General features: G+C 68.1%; 16 protein-coding genes and 3 pseudogenes. 15 read left to right on the forward strand and 4 right to left on the reverse strand.

Going from position 1 to position 21,633, the window contains the following annotated elements:
• The first annotated feature begins 259 nt into the window (after positions 1-259).
• Positions 260-1,792, forward strand: a complete 1,533-nt coding sequence (locus tag FF100_RS30505) for a methyl-accepting chemotaxis protein (protein ID WP_246102565.1) — start codon at positions 260-262, stop codon at positions 1,790-1,792.
• A 69-nt stretch (positions 1,793-1,861) separates the two neighbouring features.
• A pseudogene (locus FF100_RS38130) lies at positions 1,862-2,965 on the forward strand (recombinase family protein); the annotation flags it as partial.
• 384 nt (positions 2,966-3,349) lie between these two features.
• On the opposite strand, the gene FF100_RS38135 reads toward FF100_RS38130, so the two are convergent.
• A complete protein-coding gene (locus FF100_RS38135; RefSeq protein WP_139039765.1) occupies positions 3,350-4,486 on the reverse strand; it encodes an IS4 family transposase in 1,137 nt (378 codons plus the stop codon).
• A gap of 315 nt (positions 4,487-4,801) precedes the next feature.
• On the opposite strand from FF100_RS38135, the gene FF100_RS30520 reads away from it, so the two are divergent.
• From FF100_RS30520 to FF100_RS30535, 3 genes and pseudogenes are all read left to right on the forward strand, one after another.
• The gene (locus FF100_RS30520; protein WP_139039767.1) at positions 4,802-5,125 is read left to right on the forward strand and encodes a hypothetical protein; all 324 of its coding nucleotides are present in this window, start codon (positions 4,802-4,804) and stop codon (positions 5,123-5,125) included.
• A 97-nt stretch (positions 5,126-5,222) separates the two neighbouring features.
• A complete protein-coding gene (gene tnpA, locus FF100_RS30525) occupies positions 5,223-5,597 on the forward strand; it encodes an IS66-like element accessory protein TnpA (protein ID WP_139039769.1) in 375 nt (124 codons plus the stop codon).
• Between the two features lie 171 nt (positions 5,598-5,768).
• Positions 5,769-7,037 (forward strand): annotated as a pseudogene (locus FF100_RS30535) (IS256 family transposase).
• Positions 7,038-7,046: 9 nt separating this feature from the next.
• On the opposite strand, the gene FF100_RS30540 reads toward FF100_RS30535, so the two are convergent.
• Positions 7,047-7,457: an alcohol dehydrogenase catalytic domain-containing protein gene (locus tag FF100_RS30540; protein WP_205825078.1), complete on the reverse strand. Its 411-nt coding sequence runs from the start codon at positions 7,455-7,457 to the stop codon at positions 7,047-7,049.
• Positions 7,458-7,709: 252 nt separating this feature from the next.
• Complete coding sequence (locus tag FF100_RS30545; RefSeq protein WP_139039771.1) at positions 7,710-10,046, reverse strand: FdhF/YdeP family oxidoreductase; 2,337 nt, start codon at positions 10,044-10,046, stop codon at positions 7,710-7,712.
• 472 nt (positions 10,047-10,518) lie between these two features.
• On the opposite strand from FF100_RS30545, the gene FF100_RS30550 reads away from it, so the two are divergent.
• From FF100_RS30550 to FF100_RS30595, 10 genes are all read left to right on the forward strand, one after another.
• Entirely contained in the window at positions 10,519-11,178 is a 660-nt protein-coding gene (locus tag FF100_RS30550) for a cytochrome c3 family protein (RefSeq protein WP_139039773.1), read from the forward strand.
• On the forward strand, positions 11,166-13,988 hold the full coding sequence (locus FF100_RS30555) for a 4Fe-4S dicluster domain-containing protein (protein WP_139039775.1): 2,823 nt from the start codon (positions 11,166-11,168) through the stop codon (positions 13,986-13,988). The genes FF100_RS30550 and FF100_RS30555 overlap by 13 nt, the downstream gene beginning before the upstream one ends.
• Positions 13,985-15,340, forward strand: a complete 1,356-nt coding sequence (nrfD, locus tag FF100_RS30560) for an NrfD/PsrC family molybdoenzyme membrane anchor subunit (RefSeq protein WP_139039777.1) — start codon at positions 13,985-13,987, stop codon at positions 15,338-15,340. The genes FF100_RS30555 and nrfD overlap by 4 nt, the downstream gene beginning before the upstream one ends.
• The gene (locus FF100_RS30565) at positions 15,337-15,852 is read left to right on the forward strand and encodes a DUF3341 domain-containing protein (protein ID WP_139039779.1); all 516 of its coding nucleotides are present in this window, start codon (positions 15,337-15,339) and stop codon (positions 15,850-15,852) included. The genes nrfD and FF100_RS30565 overlap by 4 nt, the downstream gene beginning before the upstream one ends.
• On the forward strand, positions 15,849-16,409 hold the full coding sequence (locus tag FF100_RS30570) for a c-type cytochrome (protein WP_246102567.1): 561 nt from the start codon (positions 15,849-15,851) through the stop codon (positions 16,407-16,409). The genes FF100_RS30565 and FF100_RS30570 overlap by 4 nt, the downstream gene beginning before the upstream one ends.
• On the forward strand, positions 16,406-17,365 hold the full coding sequence (locus FF100_RS30575) for a hypothetical protein (RefSeq protein WP_139039781.1): 960 nt from the start codon (positions 16,406-16,408) through the stop codon (positions 17,363-17,365). The genes FF100_RS30570 and FF100_RS30575 overlap by 4 nt, the downstream gene beginning before the upstream one ends.
• Entirely contained in the window at positions 17,358-17,837 is a 480-nt protein-coding gene (locus tag FF100_RS30580) for a hypothetical protein (RefSeq protein WP_139039783.1), read from the forward strand. The genes FF100_RS30575 and FF100_RS30580 overlap by 8 nt, the downstream gene beginning before the upstream one ends.
• Positions 17,837-18,904 carry a cytochrome c oxidase subunit II gene (gene coxB / locus FF100_RS30585; RefSeq protein ID WP_139039785.1) on the forward strand — a complete coding sequence of 356 codons (1,068 nt, stop codon included), beginning with the start codon at positions 17,837-17,839 and terminating at the stop codon, positions 18,902-18,904. The genes FF100_RS30580 and coxB overlap by 1 nt, the downstream gene beginning before the upstream one ends.
• 121 nt (positions 18,905-19,025) lie before the next feature.
• On the forward strand, positions 19,026-20,717 hold the full coding sequence (gene ctaD, locus FF100_RS30590) for a cytochrome c oxidase subunit I (RefSeq protein WP_139039786.1): 1,692 nt from the start codon (positions 19,026-19,028) through the stop codon (positions 20,715-20,717).
• Positions 20,714-21,385: a cytochrome c oxidase subunit 3 gene (locus FF100_RS30595; protein WP_139039788.1), complete on the forward strand. Its 672-nt coding sequence runs from the start codon at positions 20,714-20,716 to the stop codon at positions 21,383-21,385. The genes ctaD and FF100_RS30595 overlap by 4 nt, the downstream gene beginning before the upstream one ends.
• 40 nt (positions 21,386-21,425) lie before the next feature.
• Here FF100_RS30595 and FF100_RS30600 read toward each other — a convergent pair.
• Positions 21,426-21,633 (reverse strand): annotated as a pseudogene (locus tag FF100_RS30600) (IS5-like element ISMpo5 family transposase); the annotation flags it as partial.

The raw sequence follows: 21,633 nt of genomic DNA on the forward strand, positions 1-21,633 counted from the left end.
CTTCTCACAGGTAACGAGAAACTACGCGCATAAGCTTGGCATATGGAACGTGAGGCGTCTTTCTCGAAAGTTTCAGGCGGTGCTCGTTCGAGCATTCAGCGGCACGCTGATGGCCCCTCAAACGCAACCCGGTAGGCGCGGGTATGCCATTCGGGGTTTGCGTCAGCCCACCGAGCGACTTGCCGGAGATGCCGACCTTCCGCTAAAGCGCAGCTATCCCGATTAGCACGACCCTTCCAGCTGAGCAGAGCGGCCAGGCATGCCCAACTCCCACGGCCTCAACCGCTCGCTCGGTGGCGCCATCGCGGCTACCGCTGTCATCTCGCTGCCCAGCAGCGGTGCGGTCCTGTTCTCCCTGGATCAGTTGCACGTCGCCACCGAGGCGCGCGGTCGCTCGAGCCAGCTCTTTCGGGCCCTGGGCGAATTTCGCACCGCCATGGTCGATCAGGAAACGGGGTTGCGGGGCTACCTGCTGACAGGCCGCACGAGTAGCCTGGAGCTGTACCGTGCAGGACGACCAGCCCTGGATGAAGCAGTCCAGCACCTACGCACCTTGATTGGTGGAGATACCGAGACGTCGCGCTTGCTGACCGATGCCACCACGGCGGCTCGCACGTGGCAGCACGATATCGCCGAAGCACCAATCGGCAAGGCAGATGATTTGGCAACGCGGGCCGAAGCCGTTCGCATCGAGACCGATGGTTCAGGCAAGAAGCTGTTCGACGCCTTCCGTGAAAAGCTCGCCGCCATCGAGACTGTCGAAGAAGCCAATCGCGTGACGCAGAATGCGCGTCTCGCACAGGCTGAGCGTGCTGCAAACCTGACGCTGTGGTTTGGCACACTGCTCACGCTTCTGATCTGCGCAGCCATTGGCATTGCTATCAATCTCCTAATCGTCCGACCACTCGGAACCGTGATGGCCTTCGTCGAACACGTCGGTATGGGCAATCTAACGGGTCGCGTCACCGTAAGGAGCCGGAATGAGATCGGCCGGCTTGGCACGACCCTGAACTCAATGGTGGCAGGCCTGACCGATCTGGCTCAGACCAGTCGCGCCTCGACTTCGAACCTCAACGCGGACGCGGCCGAGATCCGCGCCTCAGCCCAGGAGCAAGCCGCGAGCGTCGAGGAACAGTTCGCCGCCGTGCAGGAGACCGCCGCGACCGTCGACGAGATCACCCATGCGGGCGCCCAGATCGGCAAGCGCGCGCAGGAGGTGATCGCCACCGCCCAAGCCACCGCCCAGACTTCGAGCGCCGGGCTTCGCGCCCTCGGCGAGACGGCCCGCGCCATGGACGCGATCCGCGAGCAGAGCGAGGCGGTCGCCGAGAACATCGTCAGCTTGAGCGAGAAGACGCAGGCCATCGGCGAGATCATCGCCACGGTGAACGACGTCTCGGAGCGCACGCATCTCCTGGCACTCAACGCCGCCATCGAGGCGGCGGCGGCGGGCGAGAGCGGGCGCAGCTTAGCGGCGGTGGCCTCCGAGATGAAGGCGCTCGCCGACCAGGCCAAGGAGGCGACCGGGCAGGTCCGGGCGATCCTCGGCGACATTCAATGGTCTGATCACAAACGACAGGTTTTGTCTGGTGCGCACGGCGCAGCTTGTCCTGACGTGGTGGCGTCGGCCATCGCGTCGGCGCGGCTGCACTGCGGCCAGCCAGAGGGCAGATCTCGATCGGGAGAGCGATCGGGGAGGTGCCCATGCGTCGCCACTGGCAGATCCGCCGTCAGACCACGACCACGCCGGACGCAGCCCGGCGGTGGGATCGGGCCTACGGCCTCATTCTGAGCTGGGGATCACCCGAAGCCCCACCGGCAGCGATGCAAATTGCCTTCCCCCTCGCAGAGGAGGCAAGCCATGAGGACAGCTGTCTACGTGCGGGTCTCGACGGCGCGCCAGGCCCAGGCCCAGACCATCGATCAGCAGCTCGACCGTCTGCGGGTCCATCTGCAAGCACAGAACACCGCTCTGGACGACAGCGCCATCTTCCGGGATGACGGTCAGAGTGGAGCCACGCTGAACCGGCCTGGTCTGGACCGGCTGCGCGATGCCGTGCGCGCCGGCGAGATCGATCAGGTTCTGATCACCGATCCCGACCGGCTGTCGCGCAACTACGTCCAGATTATGATCGTGTTGCAGGAACTCGAACGCTTCGGATGCGAGGTGGCGTTCCTCGATCGTCCGATCGGACGGGATCCGCACGACCAGCTGCTGTTGCAGATCCGCGGTGCCGTGGCAGAGTACGAGCGCACGCTGATCGCGAAACGGATGCGGCGAGGACGCCAGATGCGCCTGCGTGCCGGCAGCCTGCTCCCCTGGACCCGAGCGCCCTACGGGTATCGGCTCGATCCCGACCGGCCGCGCGACCCGGCCGGGGTTCGGCTGGAGCCAGCCGAGGGCGCCGTGGTCCAGCAGGTCTTCGCCCGCTACGTCGAGGAGGAGGCCAGCCTATTCGGCCTGGCCAACCACCTGCGGGCTCTCGGCATCGTCTCGCCGACCGGCCGCCCCCGCTGGAGTTCGGCCTCGCTGCGCGGCCTGCTGACGAACCCGGTCTATACCGGCCAGGTCTTCGCCGGCCGGTGGCGCAGCCGACCCCCGCGCATCCGCCGCTCGGCGACGCATCCGATCGGATGCCCCTCGACCACGTCGGTGCCGGTACCGGCGGAGCAATGGCTGCCGGTCGCCACCGTCCCGGCCCTCGTCAGCCCCGCGCTGTTCGCGCAGGCGCAGGCCAAGCTGGCGCAGAACCGCGCCTTCGCCCGACGCCACAACACCCGGTACAGCTACCTGCTGCGCGCCCTGGTGAGCTGCGGAGTCTGCCAGTCGAGCTGCCTGTGCCGGACGATCCATCCCGGCTACGACTACTATCTGTGCCGCGCCAAGGGGCATCCGGGCCGCAGCGGCCGCGCGCAGCCCTGCCCAGCGCGCTACGCGCCGGCCCATCAGCTCGATGCGCTGGTCTGGCAGGATCTGTGTGCTCTGCTGAGCGAGCCCGAGCTGATCGCCGCGGCCCTGGCCCGCGCCCATGGCGGCGGCTGGCTGCCGCAGGATCTGCAGGCCCGGCGCGATCAGCTGCGGAAGGGGCGCCGTGGGCTCGAGCAGCAGGTGGAGCGCCTGACGGAGGCCTACCTGCAGGGGATCATCCCGTTGCCGGAGTACCAACGCCGCCGCCGCGTGGCGGAGGAGCACCTGCAGGCTCTGGCGGCGCAGGCCGAGCAGTTGGAGGGCCAAGTCGACAGACAGGCGCAGCTGGTCGGCTGGGCGGGATCAGCCGAAGCGTTCTGCCGTCGCGTCCAGGATGGTCTGGCCGGCGCCGACTTCGCGCAGCGCCGCCGATTGATCGAACTACTCGTCGATCGGGTCGTGGTGACCGAGGCCGAGGTCGAGATCCGCTACGTGGTTCCCGTCGGCCCGGACGGTGAGCGCGGACGCTTTTGTCAGTTGCGGAAGGACTATTTCGATTTTCCAGCGCCGGGCATACCAATCCAACTTCTCGACGGCCTGCTCAGGACTGTCCACGAGCAAGTCGGTGATCAGTCGCCAGTCGATCGCTGGACGATCCTTTGGCGTGTCGGGCTCACGTGCGTGTAGGACGGTGAGTGACAGCGGGGGATATCGCTTTTGCTTGCCGATCGGCGGTAAAACCGTGATGCGGCGATAGCGGAGTTCGACCGAGGCGGTGACGAGCCGCCCTCGCTGATCGCGAACCTCGACCCGATGAAGGCCTTGGACGGCGACCTCATCCATCTCGTTGGCGATCGTGTGCTGGCAGTCACCGGCCAGCAGATCGACGCAGCTGCGCACGATGAAGTGCGTGCCGAGATCATGGGCCAGAGAAAACAGTTCGTAGATGTCGCCCTCGCGGTCACCGACATGTACGCAACGGTCCGGCGCGGCAAACAGCGATGTGGACTGGCGAACGTTCTCCAGCCAGCGGAAGCTCTCTTTCTGTTCGATCGATACGCGGATCGGATTGACCTTGCGCTTGAGCGCATTCGTGCCCTTGAACTTCTGCCGCGACCAGAACTTCACCGCCGCAAGCCCGAGCGGTAGGCCGTCAGTGGTCACCGCGAGCGAGGCATGCATGAGCAGGCCACACAGCGTGTGCATGCGAACCTGACCTGCCTTGTCGCGCCCCGTGGTGACGGTGCGGGTGATCCCGACGGCCTCATGGCTCTCGCGCTGGAACGTGAACTCGGTCGTATCCTGGAGGACCAATACGGGGCCCTCACTGGCCCGCACACGCTCGCGTGTCGATGCGAAGTGACCCGACAGGATCTGCGCCTCGCTGACCCTTTCGTTGGAAAAGAAACGGTATGCGGCTTTGATGCTGGCCCAGTCCTGGCAGGCAAACGGCAGGCTGGCGCCGAGGCTACGGTCCATCTGTCCGACGAGCCGGTGCAGCCGATGCTCGAGGCGGGCATCGGCGAAGGTGCTACCGGCGAGTTCCTCTTCCCACCAGCACCGTGTGGCAACGGGCATGGAACACCTCGTCTTCCAAGGGTTCAGGTGCCTCTCAACCCATCACCGGTGAGGCCGATCCCGCAACGCTCCAAGCTTGACCATGCATGTGGGTAAAAGGAAACGCCACCGAGAGCTTACCGCTCTCCTGCACCTGAGCAGTGATCTACTCGATCGTCGCATGGGTGATGTCGGTGCGCTCCTTGCCCACCGCGACGCGCTTGACCGCCTCCTCGGTCAGCATCACCGAGGCGTTGATGCCGCGCTGAGGTGTTTCACCACATCCTGAAGAAAGGCTGCCGTGCCGAGCACGCGCGGCTGCGGACGGAGGAGCGCTTGGTCAAGCTCATCGCGGTGTACTGCATCCTGGCGTGGCGGGTGTTCTGGACGACCATGATCGGCCGCTCGGCGCCGCGCGCGGACCCACACCTGGCCGTGACCGATCACGAGATCGCGCTGCTCGACCGCCTCGTACCGGACTTGCCAGCCGGTGAGCGATCCCTCTTTGCCTATGTGGTGAAGATCGCGCGCCTCGGCGGCTACATCGCCCGCTCACGCGATCCGCCGCCCGGCAACCTCGTCATGTGGCGCGGCTTTGCACGCCTCACAGACATTGCGCTCGGAGCCGCCCTCGCCCAGACATCGCCAGGATGTGGGTAAAAGGAAGTCGGTGACGGCCGCCTTGTGCGTGTAGTGCTTTGCTCTGGATACAGGTGCTGGCGCCAGATGGCGCTGTATCGGCCCTGTGTCTGGACCTATGTCCAATTCTCCTCACGTCATTGTTGCGGGCACGCGCCGTGTCTGGTCGCGCGAGCAGAAGCGCGCCATCCTGGCCGAGGCGGACGATCCCGGCACGACCGCCTCGGAAGTGGCGCGCCGGCACGGTCTGCACTCCAGCCTATTATTCCGGTGGCGGCGCGCCTTGCTGGCCGAGCAGCAGGCCTCGGCTGCGGCTGCCCCACCGACCTTCATCCCGCTCGCCCTGCCGCCCCCGGCTCCGGCGGCAGCCGAGGTGCCGGCCGGGTCGGGCCTGATCGAGATCGAGCTGGCCGGCGGGCATCGGGTGCGGGCCGCAGCCGGGGCGGACCTGACGCTCCTCCAGGGCGCGATCGCCGCGCTGCTCGGCCGATGATCCCGGTCCCGTCCGGCTCGCGCGTCTGGCTGGCCACCGGGCACACCGACATGCGCAAGGGCTTCGACGGGCTGGAGCTATGCGGGAGAATGGGTGACGCGGTTGGTGTGAAGGCGGCGTATCGAGGCGGGTGTCGAGCCTGCCAGAACCTCTCAACGAGAGCGATACGCCATGTACAGCCCTACCAACATCGTGCGGCTTCGTCAGCCTGAGGAGATCGACAATCCCCTGACCGAGGTGCTGCGGGCTGGCGCCCGCCGCCTGCTCGCCCAGGCTGTCGAACTCGAGGCCGAAGCCTTCCTGACCGCCATGCAGGATCTACGGCTGGCGGACGGGCGCGCCCGCCTGGTGCGCCACGGGCACGGCGCCGAGCGCGCGATCCAGACCGGCATCGGCCCAGTGCCGGTGGCGCGGGTGCGCATCCGCGATCGTGGCGCGACCAGCCCCGAGGAGCGGATCCGGTTCTCCTCGGCCCTGCTGCCACGCTGGGCGCGGCGTAGCCGCAGCCTGGATGCGTTGCTGCCGGTCCTGTACCTGCGCGGGATCTCGACGGGCGACTTCCAGGAGGCGCTCGCTGCCCTCCTGGGCAAGGATGCGCCGAACCTGTCGCCGGCCGTCGTCACGCGGCTGACCGCGACGTGGGCTGACGAGTACACCCGCTGGCAGGCACGCGATCTCTCGGCGCGCCGCTACGTCTACGTCTGAGCTGACGGGATCTACCTGCAGGCCCGGATGGAGGATCAGGCCGAGTGCATGCTGGTCCTGATCGGCGCCACGCCGGAAGGCAGGAAGGAGTTGGTTGGCTTCCAGGTCGGGGTGCGCGAGAGTGCGCAGAGTTGGCGGGAGTTGCTGGTCGATGTGAGGCGGCGCGGGTTGTTGGTGGCGCCGACGCTGGCTGTGGGAGACGGGGCTCTGGGCTTCTGGAAGGCACTGGACGAGGTCTTCCCCGGCACGCGCCACCAGCGCTGCTGGCAACACAAGACGGCCAACGTCCTCAACAAGGTGCCCAAGTCCGTGCAATCGGCGATGAAGGCGGATCTGCGTGAGATCTCCGGTGCGTCGACGCGGGCGCAAGCCGAGGTGGCGATGGACGTGTTCGTGGAGAAGTACGGGGTGAAGTATCCCCGTGCAACCGAATGCCTGATGAAAGACAGGGAAGCTCTGCTGGCGTTCTACGACATGCCGGCGGAGCACTGGGATCACCTGCGAACGACGAACCCGATCGAGAGTGTATTCGCGACGGTCCGGCATCGGACAGTGCGCACGAAGGGGGCGCCCTCGCCCACGACCGCCAAGCTGATGGTGTTCAAGCTCGTGATGGCGGCTGCCAAGACCTGGAGGCGGCTGACAGGCGAGAACCAGTTGCCGAAAGTGGTGGCCGGCGTCATCTTCCGGGATGGGACCGAGGTCACCGCGAGCCCAGATCACCGCGCCGCCTGACCAGCCTCGTCACCCAAATCCCCGCATAGCTCCGTTCACCGCCCCAGTCGGCTTAGGCCCACCGAAGAACGCCGTGCCGGCGCGTCTGCCACCCGGATTGGCATTGTCGCACTGGGCGAAGTAGCCAGCGCGGCAATAAGCGCAGGAGCCACAGGCGATCGTCGAGCAGACCACCACCCGGTCGCCGGGCCGGACGTTGCGCACCATCGGGCCCACCGCCTCGACGATGCCGACGCCTTCGTGCCCGAGGATGGTGCCTTTCTCCATGCCTTCAAAGGAGCCGCGCACGAAGTGCAGGTCCGTGCCGCAGATTGCCGAGGCGGTGAGCCGCACGACCGCGTCGGTCGGATCCTGGATCGTCGGCTCGGGCACCTCGTCGAGACGGATGTCGCCGACGCCGTGGAACACGACCGCCTTCATGAAGAGATCTCCTGGCCGATATGCTGACGCAACCGCCGGCCAGAACCGATGTTCCAAATCTATTTCACCATGACGCACTCATGATTGACATATGATCAAAGCATCATCTTTCCGATATTTTAATCCAGGTTAAGGCAGCTCTTCCGCTTCGTCGCGCGTCTATGGGCCGTTATCGAAGAAGAAGTCGTATACCGGTCGGTGGCCCCTCGACCCGGCGACGCGCCGACCTCGTGTCCTTCCGGGTCGGGCCGGTCACACCGGATGCGTCGCGTGTCCCGGCGGCTCGCGCCTGTCCATGCCATCGCTCAGCTCGTCCGATGCCCGGATCCGCACCGGTACCGACTTGGCGGCCGGCGTCTTCGACGGCCCGTCATGGTGGGAGAGCGGCATCAGCGGGTTCATCTCGGGATAGTAGGCGCCGAGGCAGCCACCGGGCAGCGCGAACGGCACCACCTTGAGGCCGAACACCGCGCGCTCGACCCCGTCCTCGGCGTCGCCGACAAGCGAGACGACCTGGCCCTCCTGCAGGTTCGCTCGACGCATCTCGTCGGGGTTGATGAGGAGCACGTCGCGCGTGCCCTCGATGCCCCGCATGCGGTCGCTGTAGCCGTAGATGGTGGTGTTGAACTGGTCGTTCGAGCGCATCGTGATCAGGCGGTACCGGCCGGGCGCGTCCGGCCACCCGGTCGCCGACAGGGTCTCGGGCGTCGTGAACTCGGCCTTGCCGCTCTTCGTCTTCCAGATCCGCTCGCGGGCCGAGTTGCCCCGGTAGAACCCGCCGGGCGTCCACATCCGCTCGTTGAAGCCGTGGAACTGCTCGGGATAGGTCTCGGCGATCTGGTCGCGGATCAGCGCGTAATCGCCGACCCACTCGTCCCAGCGAACCTTCGGGTTGGGGGCGAGCGTCGCCTTAGCGAAGCCCGCCACGATGTCGACCTCGGACTTGAGGTGCTCGCTGGCGGGCGTGCGGCGGCCCAGCGAGCCGTAGATGCAGCTGAATGTGTCCTCCATGCTCACGGCTTGCGGTCCGCTCGCCTGCACGTCCTCCTCGGTGCGGCCGCGGCAGGGCAGCAGGTAGGCGATCTCCCCGTTCACGAGGTGAGAGCGGTTGAGCTTGGTGGCGACCTGCACGGTGAGGCGCATCGTCGTCCAGGCCTTCTCCATGCGGTCGCGATCGGGAATGGCGCGCACGAACTTGCCGTCGAGCCCGAAGAAGCTCCTCACCTTGCCGGACAGGATGCCCTCGCAGGCCTCGACCGTGTTCATGCCCGTGTCGCGCGGCGGTTCGAAGCCGAACTGTTTCGCGTAGCGATCGAGCGGCACCAGCTCGGGCTTCTCCGTGATGCCGACCGTGCGCTGCCCCTGGACGTTGGAATGGCCGCGCACCGGCGAGATGCCGGTGCCGTCGCGACCGATATTGCCCTTCAGGAGCAGCATGTTCACGAACAGTGCGACGTTCTCGAACCCGTGCATGTGCTGGGTCAGGCCCATGCCGTAGATGCCGATGACGCGATCCGCCTCGACGTAGACCTGGGCGGCGGCCTCGATGTCCTGCCGGCTCAGGCCTGATTCACGCTCGATCGCGTCCCAGGTGGTCGCCCGCACCTTCGCCTCGAAGGCCGCGAGCCCGCTCGTGTGCTGCTCGATGAAATCGACGTCGAGCACCCGCCGGCCCTCCCGGCGCGCCGCTTCGTCGGCGGCAAAGACGTGCTTGCAGACCCCCATCAGCACGGCGATGTCGCCGCCGGCGCGGACCTGGTGGTACTGCGTGCTGATGCGGGTCTCTTTGCCCGTCAGCATCTCGACCGGGCTCTGCGGGTTGGTGAAGAATTCGAGGCCGCGCTCGCGCACTGGATTGAACGTGACGATCTTCACGCCGCGCTTCGCGGCCTCCTGCAGCGGGTGCAGGAAGCGCGGGCTGTTCGACCCGGTGTTCTGGCCGAAGAAGAACATCGCGTCGCAGTTCTGGAGATCGTCGAACACGACCGTGCCGACGCCCGCGCCGATGACCTTCTTCAACGCCACCGACGTGGTCTCGTGGCACATGTTGGAGGAGTCGGGCAGGTTGTTGCAGCCGTAGAGCCGGGCGAACAGCGCGTAGAGGTAGGACGTCTCCAGGCTCGCGCGACCCGACGAGTAGAACACGACCGATTTCGGATCGAGGAGCCTCAGCTCCGATCCGATCTCCCGGAAGGCCTCATCCCAGCCGCAGGGTACGTATTTGTCGCTCGCCCGGTCGTAGCGCATCGGGTGGGTCAGGCGGCCCTGCTGCTCGAGGTCGTAATCCGTCCACTCCCGCAATTCCGTGACCGTGTGCTTGGAAAAGAAATCCGGGGTGCAGCGCCGGGTCGTCAGCTCCCAGAGGGTTGCCTTGGCGCCGTTCTCGCAGAACTCGAAGGGATGATAATTAGCCGGCTTCGCCCATGAGCACGACACGCACATGAAGCCCTTGGGCTTGTTCTGCCGGAACAGCGTCTCGGTGGCGAGCGGCGTCGCCCATTCCTTGCCGAAGATCCGGGAGATGCCCCGTACGGAACCCCAGCCGCCGGACGGGCCGTCGTAATGGGCAGTGTCTTCTTCGCCGTGCATCCGCGTTCCTCCGTCTGCGATCGACAGGCTGACGAGGCGCTCGCCCCCGCCGACCGGGACGGCTCCGGCATCCGCCCAGATATCCGCGATACCGGAAATCGTCGACGCAAGCCTCGCGAGGCGACGTCCCACGTCATGGCTTGGCTACCGTCATGATGCGGCTTTTCTGCCTTTTGCGGCCAACAGCTTCAGGCTTGTCTCGTTCCGGCCCTCTGAACGGGAAATATCGCAATTTTAAAGCAGGTTAATTGTTGAATACTGCCAAGTCATGCCATGTGCGATGTGCATGCGTCGGAGTTTCCAGACAAGCGCGGGGACTGCCAGGACGACGGGGATGGCGGCTCGCCGCCTTCGCGGACGCCGCGACGGCTCCTCGCCCCGCCGATGGAACCTGTATACACATACTGAGTAATAAGATGTGGCACGGCGTGCGAACGCCTCCCTGGGATCGAGGGGTGAGACCACAAGCGGAATGGCGCAGATCTTTCGTCCTGGTGCCGACACCCTGGCTCGCGTGGTCCTCGCAGGCATCGCCGTAGTTCCGGTCCTCGCGGTCGGGATGGCCACCACCCTGTGGCGCTCGCCCTACGCCACCGCCCAGGACGTGACCCGCGAGCAGCCGGTGCCGTTCAGCCACGAGCACCATGTCGGCGGACTCGGGATCGACTGCCGCTACTGCCACACCTCGGTCGAGAAGGCCGCCTTCGCGGGCATCCCGCCGACGGAGACCTGCATGAGCTGCCACTCGCAGATCTGGACCAATGCGCCGATGCTGGCGCCCGTCCGCACCAGCCTCGCCGAGGGGCGGCCGCTGGTCTGGCGGCGGGTCCACGCCCTGCCGGACTACGTCTACTTCAATCACTCGGTCCACGTCGCCAAGGGGGTCGGGTGCTCGACCTGCCATGGCGCGATCCAGACCATGAAGCTGGTGCGGCAGGTCGCCCCCCTGACCATGGGCTGGTGCCTCGACTGCCACCGCAATCCCGGGCCGAACTTGCGTCCGCGCGAGGCGGTATTCGACATGACCTGGGCGCCGCCTGACGACCAGGCCGAGCAGGGCGCCCACCTCGCCGCGGCTTACCACGTGAAGTCGCCGGCGCGCTTGAGCGAGTGCTCGATATGCCACCGCTGACCGGCCTTCACCGCCGCGAAGCGCTGCGGCTGCTCGGCGCCGGCATCGCGCTCGCCGTCGGGGGCTGCTCCCGGCCGGACGAGGAGATCTTGCCCTACGTGCGCCAGCCCGAGCAGCTCCTGCCCGGGGTAACGGCGCGCTACGCCACGGCACTTTCCCTCGCCGGCTTCGCCCGTGGCGTCCAGGCCATCGCGGTCGACGGCCGGCCGATCAAGATCGAGGGCAATCCGCTCCATCCCGGCAGCCGCGGCGCCACGGACGTCTTCCTCGAAGCCGCAATCCTCGATCTCTACGACCCCGACCGCTCCCGCGCGCCGAGCGAGCGGACGAGCGGCATCGCCTCCTGGGAGGCGTTCGGCAAGGCCTACGCCCGGCCGCTCTCCGAGGCGCGGGCCCGTCGCGGCGCTGGCTTCAGGCTGCTCACCGGGCGGGTCACCTCGCCGACGCTGCTGCGTCAGATTGCTGCCTTGCGGGAGGCGATGCCGGAGGCGGCCTGGCACGTCCACGAGCCGCTCGACGAGGCGAACGCCCGGGCCGGCGCCGTCCTGGCCTTCGGGCGCCCGTTGCACGCCCTGCCCCGCCTCGACCGGGCCGAGATCGTGGTTTGCCTGGAGGCCGATCCCCTCGGGCCGGGGCCGGACCAGATCCGCCTGTCTTCCGCCCTGATGGAGCGCCGGCGCGACCCCTCCCGGTTCGGTCGGCTCTTCGTGGCGGAAGGCCTGCCGACGCTCACCGGCATCAAGGCCGACGCGCGCCGCGCCCTGGCGCCGGCGACGACCGCCGCCCTTCTCGTCCACGTCGCCAACGGCTTCGGCGCCGGCCTGCCCGAGCCCAGCCTACGGGATGACGAGCGCCGCTTCGCGACGAGCATCCTGGACGATCTGCGGGCGCATCACGGCCGCGCCGTGGTGCTCGTGGGCGAGGCGCTGGAGCCCGGTTTCCACGCCCTCGCGCACTGGCTCAACGCCCGGCTCGCGGCGCCGGTGGACTGGATCGAACCGCCCGATGAGCTGCCGGGCCATCCGCCGGGCAACCTCGCGGGCTTGTGCGAGGACATCGCGGCCGATCGGGTCTCCTGCCTCGCCATCCTCGGCACGAACCCGGTCCAGACCGCGCCGGCCGGTCTCGATTTCCCGGAGTTGCTGGGCCAAGTGGGGTTCAGCGTCCAGGTCGGCACCCATGCCGACGAGACCGCGGGCGCGACGCACTGGCACCTGCCGCTCGCCCACGACCTCGAATCCTGGTCCGACCTGCGGGCGACCGACGGAACCGCGAGCTTGGTCCAGCCCCTGGTGCGTCCGCTCTATGGCGGCCGCTCGGCACACGAGATCCTGAACCTGCTCACCGGCGCGGAGGCCCGGCGCGGCTACGACATCGTGCGGGAGACTTGGCAGGGGGTCTGGGAGCAGCACCGGCGTCCGGACGACCGCGAGTTCGAGGGCTGGTGGCGCCGCTGCCTGCACGACGGGACGATTCCGGGAAGCGCCGCCGCACCGGTCGCAGGTCCCGAGCCCGCCCTGCCGGTGCTGCCGCCGGCGCCCGCCCCGGCCGACCTCGCCCTCCTTCTCACGCCCGACCCGGCCCTGTGGGACGGGCGCTTCGCCAACAACGCCTGGCTTCAGGAATGCCCGCACCCGGTGACGAAGCAGGTCTGGGGCAACGCGCTGCTCCTCTCGCACGGCGAGGCGGCGCGGCGCGGCCTTGACGACGGCCAGGGCGTGAGCATCACCGTGCGCGGCATCTCGGTCGTCGCCCCGGTGGCGGTGGTGTCGGGCGTCGCCGACGGGGTGGCGGGGTTGAGCCTCGGCCACGGCCGGCCCCGTGCCGGGCAGATCGGCAACGGCATCGGGACCGACGGCTACCGGCTCATGCGGGAGAGCGCAGGGCGGCTCATCCGCGACGGGAGCCTCACGCCCCTCGACGAACGACACGCGATCCTGCGCACGCAGAACTACACCCAGATCGAGGGCGAGACCGAAAAACTCTTTCCGCACATCGACCTCGCGGCTTTGGCCTCCTCCGCGCCCAAGGGCAACGGGTCGGACCAGCCCACGCTGCTCGCCCCCTGGACCGGCGACGCCGACGGCCATGCCTGGGGCATGGTGATCGACACCATGGCGTGCATCGGCTGCAACGCCTGCGTGATCGCCTGCCAGTCCGAGAACAACGTGCCGGTGGTGGGGCCGGAAGAGATCGCCCGCGGCCGGATGATGCACTGGCTGCGCGTCGACATCTACGACGCAGGGAAGCCGGAGCGGATCGAGGCCGGGTTCCAGCCGGTGCCGTGCATGCATTGCGAGCACGCGCCCTGCGAGCCGGTCTGCCCGGTGGCGGCCTCGGTCCATGACGGCGAGGGGCTGAACCTCCAGGTCTACAATCGCTGCGTCGGCACCCGCTTCTGCGAGGCGAACTGCCCCTACAAGGTCCGCCGCTTCAACTTCTTCGGCTACGCCGACGGGCAGGAATACGCGAATCTCGGTGCCGCGCCGGTGCGGGCGCAGCGCAACCCCAACGTCACGGTGCGGGCCCGCGGCGTGATGGAGAAATGCACCTACTGCGTCCAGCGCATCGCGAACGAGCGCCAGGCGGCCGAGCGCGACGGGCGCCCGATGGGCGACGTCTCGACCGCCTGCCAGTCCGCCTGCCCGACCCGCGCCATCCGCTTCGGCGACCTGAACGCGCCGAACAGCCCGGTGGCGGCGCAGCGCGCCGAGCCGCGCCACTACGCCCTGATGGCGGAGCTGAATACGCGGCCGCGCACCACCTACCTCGCCGAGTTGCGCAACCCCGCGCCGGAGGACCGGACGTGAGCGGGCAGCCCCACCCTCTGATCGACGCCGAGCGCCTCGGCTACGGGGCGATCTCGGCCGTGGTCGCCGATCCGATCCAGCGGACGGGCTTCGGCCGCGCCTGGGCGATCGCGCTGCTCTGCACCCTGCCCTTTGTCGTGCTCACGCTCGGCGCCATCGGGGCGGTGCTGACCGTCGGGATCGGGCTGTCGGGGGTGAACATCACCGTGGTCTGGGGCTTCTCAATCGCGAACTACGTCTGGTGGATCGGCATCGGCAATGCCGGGACGCTGATCTCCTCGATGCTGCTGCTGACGCGCCAGCGCTGGCGCGCCTCAATCAACCGCTTCGCCGAGGCGATGACCCTGTTCGCCGCCGCCATCGCCGGGCTTTTTCCGATCATCCATCTCGGGCGGCCGCTCTACGCCTACTGGCTCGCGCCCTACCCGAACACCATGGATCTCTGGCCGCAATGGCGCTCGGCCCTGGTCTGGGACTTCTGGGCGATCCTGAGCTACCTGCTCTTCTCCGCTCTGTTCTGGTTCACCGGCCTGCTGCCGGACCTCGCCACCATGCGCGACCGCGCGCGGACGCGGGCCGGCCGGGTGATCTACGGGGCGCTGGCGCTGGGCTGGCGCAACTCCGCCCGGCACTGGCGCGCCTACGAGACCTACCACCTCACCATGGCGGCGCTGGCCGTGCCGCTGGTCTGCTCGGTGCACTCGATCGTCGGGCTCGACTTCGCCGCGAGCCTGATGCCCGGCTGGCAGGAGAGCATCTTCCCACCCTACTTCGTCGTCGGGGCGATGTTCTCGGGTTTCGCCATGGTGGTAGTGCTGGCGATCCTGATCCGCTGGGGATTGAGCCTCCAGGCGATGATCACGCCGGCGCATTTCGACGCCATGTCGAAGGTAATGCTGTTTGCCAGCGTCGTCATGGCGTTCTCCTACGCCACCGAGTGGTTCACGGCCTGGTATAGCGGCGAGCATGCCGACCGCACGGTGATCGGCTACTTCTTCACCGGTGATTACGCCCCACTCTACGGCGCACTCCTGTTCTGCAACTGCTTGGCGCCTCAAGCCCTGTGGTGGCGTCGGGTGCGGCGGAACCTGTGGTGGCTCGCCGGAATCTCGGTGTTGATCAACGTCGGCATGTGGCTCGAGCGGATCCTGATCGTCTGGAACACGCTCTCGCATGGCCACGCGATCACGCTGTGGCGGACCTACCACACCAGCCTCTACGACCTCGCGATCCTGGTGGGGCCGCTCGGGCTGTTCGCCTTCCTGTTCCTGGGGCTGGCGCGCCTTCTGCCGATCGTCTCGATGCACGAGGTCCGGCAGCTGGCGCGGGACGAGGGGGTGGCGCAGCCATGACCACGCCCCTCCTCGCCGAGTTCGACACCCCCGACGCCCTCGTCTCCGCCTTCCGTCGCGCCCGCAGCGAAGGCCACCGCACCGTCGATGCCTTCACGCCGTTTCCGCTCGAAGAACTCGCCGAAGCCTTCGATCCCGCCCTGCGCTGGATCCGGCCCGCCATGGCGCTCGCCGGATTTGGCACGGCGGCCGCGATGTACGCCCTGCAATGGTGGAGCGCCGTCTATGACTACCCGCTCAATTCCGGTGGCCGTCCGCTGCACAGCTGGCAAGTCTTCGTGCTCGTGCCGTTCGAGGTCGGGGTACTGGCCGCCGCCATCGCGGGCTTTGCGGCCTTCCTCGCCACCTGCGGGCTGCCGCGGCTGCACCATCCGTTGTTCGTGATGCCGCAATTCGAGCGGGCGAGCCAGGACCGCTTCCTGCTCCTCGTCGCGCCGAAGGGCGATCCGGAACCCTTGCGTCGGCTCCTCGAGGAGGCTGGGGCCGGGCTGGTGGCGGAGACGCATCCGTGACCGGCCGGCTCCTGCCCGACATCCTCCTTCCGTCGCTCCTGCTGCTGACTGCCTGCGACGACCTCTCGATGACGCAGCAGAAGCGCTACGACGTCTACCGCCGCGCCGACCTGTGGGCCGACGGGGCCGAGGCCCGCACGCCGCCAGAAGGCACCGTGCAGCAGGGGGCGCTCGCCGACGACTCGGCCCTCGACGACCCGCCCCCCATCGATGCCGCCCTGCTTCAGCGCGGGCGTGAACGCTACGAGGCGATCTGCACCCCCTGTCATGGGCTCACCGGCCACGGCGACGGCATGATCGTCGCCCGCGGCTTCCCCAAGCCCCCCTCCTACCATGAGGACCGCCTGCGGGCGGCGCCGGCCCGCTACTTTGTCGACGTCATCACGAACGGCTACGGGGTGATGTACCGCTACGCCAACCGGGTCGCGCCGCGGGACCGCTGGGCGGTCGCCGCCTATATCCGCGCCCTCCAGCTCTCCCAGGGTGCCCGCGTCGCCGAGGTGCCGGGCTTGGCGGACACGATCCCCACAGAGGCGAACCCGGGGGCACGCCCGTGACCGAAGCCCTCGCCCGCGGCTGGCTCCTCGCCTGGATCGCCTTCGGCGCTGCCCCCGCGGGCAGCCTCGTGCTGCTGCTCGTCCACCGCATCACCGGCGGGCGCTGGGGCGAGGCGCTGGCGCCGGTCCTGCGGCCGACCGCGGCGCTCCTGCCGCTTGCCGCCCTCGGCTTCCTCGGCGTGGCGGTGGCGCTCCCGGCGCTCTATCCGTGGGCGGCCGATCCGGGCGTGGTGAAGCCGGGCGTCGCCTCCCTCTACTTCAACCCGCCGCTCTTCATCGTCCGCAGCGCTGTCGCGCTCCTCGGCTGGTCGGTGCTGGCCGGGCTGGTGCTCACGGGGCGCGGCTCCCGGCTCGTCGCTGGCCTCGGCCTCGCCTTCTACGGCCTAACCATCAGCCTTGTGCCAGTGGACTGGATCCTGTCACTGGAGCCGCGCTTCACCTCCTCGGCCTTCGGAGCCGGCATCGCCCTGCACCAGGTCCTCGCCGCGCTCAGCGTCGCCGCCGTCGCGAGCCCGCGCGGTCTCGACGGCAGGACCGCGCCCGACCTCGCCAATCTGCTCCTCGCGACGCTGCTCGGCGTGCTCTATGTTGGCCTGATGTCCTACGTGGTCGCCTGGTACGGCGACCTGCCGCCGAAGGCCGCCTACTACCTGCGGCGCGAGGTCGGCCCCTACCCGGCCCTGATCGGCGTGGCCGTGGCCGCCGGCGGCCTCGTCCCGTTCCTGTTCCTGCTCGTCGGGGCGGTGCGCCGCAGCCCTGGGGCCCTGCGGCTAGTCGGCCTGCTAGTCCTCGTCGGGCTCACCTTGCGCGTCTGCTGGCTGGTGCTGCCGGCTTGGGGACCGAGCGCCGGCGTGGCGGCGGTCGCCGCCAGCCTGTGGCTCACCGGCCTCATCGTCCTCGCGCGCCTGGCCTTGCGCCTCGCCGGCCGGCTCGGATGGAGGCTCCGGCATGTCTGACGCCTCCGCACCCGTGCGCGACGATGCGGTTGGCCATGCCGAGGGGCCGCCAGAAGCGCCCGACATCAACGTGGCGCCGGTACTGCTCACCGGCCTGTTCATCGTGATCTTCGTCGCTGTCACCCTGGCGGCCCTGCGCGTCTATCGCGACGTGGTGATCACCAGCCCGGACACCGAGCCGGCCCGCACCTTCCCCGGCCCCGCGCTCCAACGGGACCCGGAAGGCGACCTCGCCCGCCTTCTCGCCGACCAGCGCCGGCGCCTCGACACCTATGGGTGGGTCGACCAAGCCCACGGCATCGCCCGCATGCCGGTGACCGAGGCGATGCGGCGTCTCAGCCAGCGCGGGGCGGAGGCCTACGCCGCCCCGCTGCAGCCGGAGCGCATTCCGCCATTGGGCAGCCGCGGGGGCGCCGCGAGCCCCCTGCCCCCGCCCGGCACCGTCGCCCCCTCGCCGAAAGAGGTGCGCTGATGTTCGGCCGCCTCATGCCGGAAACCGCCTCCCTCCAGGCGGTGCTGACCGACCGGATCTTCATCGGGCTCACCATCGCCTCGGCCCTGATCCTCGCCCTGGTGATCGGGCTCGTCCTGGTCTTCTCGATCCGCTTCCGCCGCGGCTCGAAGATCAACCGCCATCCCCTCCCCGAGATCGTCTCGCGCGAGTTCGAGATCGGCTGGACCGCCGCGACGATCTTCCTGTTCGTGTTCATCTTCTGGTGGGCGGCCTCGGCGGAGATCGGCGCCTATTCGGCGCCGCCGGGCGCCATCGAGATCCACGTCGTCGCCAAGCAGTGGATGTGGAAGACGCAAAGCTCGAACGGTGCCCGTGAGATCAACGAGCTGCACGTGCCGGTGAACGCGCCGGTCAAGCTCATCATGACCTCGCAGGACGTGATCCACTCGTTCTTCATCCCGGCCTTCCGGTTGAAGCGCGACGTGCTGCCCGACCAGCAGACCGAGGCGTGGTTCCAGGCGACCAAGACTGGCACCTTCCACCTTCTCTGCACCGAGTATTGCGGCACCGACCACGCCCGGATGATCGGCCGGGTGATCGTGATGGAGCCCGAGGCCTACGCAAGCTGGCTGTCGGCTCAGCCGGAGGGCGACGACCTCGCCCACCAGGGCGAGCGGCTGTTCTCGGAGCGCGGCTGCGCCGGCTGCCACGCCCCGGGCTCGGCCGTGCACGCGCCGAGCCTCGCGGGGATCTGGGAGCGCCCCGTCCCCCTCGACGGCGGCCGCTTCGCCACTGCCGACGCCGCCTACATCCGCGACTCGATCCTCCAGCCGAAGCGCGACGTCGTGGCGGGCTACGCCCCCGTGATGCCGAGCTATGCCGGCCTCCTCGACGACGGCGAGATCCAGGCGATCACCGCCTACATCCGCGCCCTCGGCTCCGAGCCGGCGGTGGTGCGGGATCTCGGGACGCCGGAGCTTCGCTCCAACGTGCCGGGCGGGGTGCGGCAGCGCAGTCCCGCCCTGGTACCCGGCGCCCCGGTGCTCGATCAGCCCGCTCCGGCGGGCACGGCGGTACGGCCATGAGCGCCGCCGCCACCTACCTTCCCCCATCCCAAGTCGGGCTTGCCCGACTTGGGCATAAGCATTCGGAAATCGGGCAAGCCCAAGTTCCGTTGGGGCAAGAACGTAAAGTCGGAGGCTCCCGATGAGTACCACCGCCAGTCCCACCGGCCTCGCCGACCCGGACGAACTCGACCTGCGCCTGCCAGTAAGCTATCTCGCCGACGGGCACAGCGTCCGCTCCTGGCTCCTCACCACCGACCACAAGCGGATCGCGATCCTCTACGCGATCACCATCACGGTGTTCTTCTTCATCGGCGGAGCCGCTGCCACGCTGGTGCGGCTCGAACTCGCGACCCCCGAGGCCGACCTGCTGCGGGCCGACACCTACAACAAGCTGTTCACGCTGCATGGCGTGGTGATGGTGTGGTTCTTCCTGATCCCCTCGATCCCCAACACGCTGGGCAACTTCCTCGTCCCGCTGATGATCGGCGCACGGGATGTCGCATTCCCGAAGCTGAATCTCGTGAGCTGGTACCTCAACGTCGGCGGGGGATCGCTCGCCGTCGCGGCTTTGCTGCTCGGCGGGGTCGATACCGGATGGACCTTCTACGTCCCCTATTCCACGGTCTTCTCCAACACCTGGGTCTCGCTCACCGTGCTCGGCGTGTTCACCACCGGCTTCTCGTCGATCGCCACGGGGGTGAACTTCATCGCGACCGTCCACCTGCTGCGGGCACCGGGTATGACCTGGTTCCGGCTGCCGCTCTTCGTCTGGGCGATGTACACGACGAGCCTGATGTTCGTGCTGGCGACGCCGGTCCTCGCCGTGACCCTGCTGCTGGTCGTCGCCGAGCGGACCTTCGGACTGCCGATCTTCGATCCGGCCCGCGGCGGCGACCCGATCCTGTTCCAGCACCTGTTCTGGTTCTACTCGCACCCGGCCGTCTACATCATGGTGTTGCCGGCGATGGGTGTCGTCTCGGAGCTGATCACCTGCTTTGCGCGACGAAAGGTCTTTGGCTACTCCTTCATGGTCTACGCCCTGGTGGCGATCGCGGTGATCGGCTTCTTCACATGGGGCCACCACATGTTCACCTCCGGCATGTCTCCTTTCGCCGCCCTGGTGTTCTCGTTCCTGTCGTTCATCGTGGCGGTGCCCTCGGCCATCAAGGTATTCAACTGGACCGGCACGCTCTACCGCGGCCAGGTCGGGTTCGAATCGCCGATGCTCTACGCGCTCGGCTTCGTCGGGCTCTTCACGCTCGGTGGCCTCACCGGCCTGTTCCTCGCCTCGATCCCGATCGACGTCCACGTCCAGGACACCTACTTCGTCGTCGCGCATTTCCACTACATCATGGTCGGTGCCTCGGTCTCAGCCTATTTCGGCGGCCTGCACTTCTGGTGGCCGAAGATCACCGGGCGAACCTATCCCGAGAACTGGGCGCGCTTCGCCGCGATTCTGATGTTCTTCGGCTTCAACCTAACCTTCTTCCCGCAATTCATCGCCGGCTATCTCGGGATGCCGCGCCGCTACCACGTCTACCCGCCGGAATTCCAGATCTGGAACGTGCTCTCCTCCGCCGGCGCCGCCGTGCTGGCGGTGGCCTACCTGATGCCACTCGGCTACCTGACCTGGTCGCTGCTGTTCGGGAAGCGCGCCACGAACAACCCGTGGGACGCGAGCGGGCTCGAATGGCGCACCGCCTCGCCGCCACCGCGGCAGAACTTCTTCGGCTCTCCCCAAGTTCAGGGCGGGCCCTACAACTACCACCCGGAAGGGGTCGCCCCGGTCCACGACCAGCCGCGGCTTCCCTCGCGGGGGTCGCTGACATGAGCGGCGCCGATATCGAGGCTCGCCTTAGGGAACCGTGGAGTGACTTGGAGACCGATGACGCGACAGCCTTCGCGCGCCAGCGCGACGGCGCCACCTTCGGCATCTGGGTCTTCCTGGCGAGCGAAGTCCTGTTCTTCTCCGCTCTGTTCCTGACCTACACGGCAGCCCGGCTCGCCAACCAAGAGGCCTTCGCGGCGGCGGGCCGCGAGACCAACATCGTCTACGGCACCCTCAACACCGCGATCTTGCTCACCAGCAGCCTCACCACGGCGGTCGCCTCGCAAGCCGCCGAGAAAGGGCTGTTTCGCCGCCTGACGCTCGGGTGCCTCGCGGCCACCGCGGCGCTCGGCCTCGCCTTCCTTATCGTCAAGGGCTTCGAATATCGCGAGGACATTGAGAAGCATCTGGTGCCGGGCGCGCATTTCGCGCTGAGCCAGGCTCCGGCCCAGATCTTCTTCGGCTTCTACTGGCTCGTCACGGTGGTGCACGCGATCCACCTCAGCATCGGGATCGCCCTGGTGACGCGCCTCACGATCAAGGGCTGGCGCGACACCAACTTCCTCAAGGAGAACCCGCAGGTCGAGGTGACGGCCCTCTACTGGCACCTGGTCGACGTGGTGTGGATCTTCCTCTATCCGATGCTCTATCTGCCAGGACGGTCCGGATGAGCGCAGGGGCCGAATCGTCGAACACTGAGAGCCTGTTTGACTATGAAGAGCTGTATTGGTGCCGCTCATAGGCCTGCATGAGCCTATGGCAATTGGCGATACTGATGCTGTCCTCGGCCGCCGCTGGGCTGTGCTCCCAGTGGCGGGTCAGGCGGCGGTAGCGCGTCGAGAGCGTGCCGAACGTCGCCTCGATCCGCCAGCGCAGCGGCAGCGGCTGGAAGCCCGTGGCCTGCGCCTCACGGGTGGAG

Origin of the sequence: Methylobacterium terricola (assembly GCF_006151805.1) — a bacterium.
Lineage (GTDB): Bacteria > Pseudomonadota > Alphaproteobacteria > Rhizobiales > Beijerinckiaceae > Methylobacterium > Methylobacterium terricola.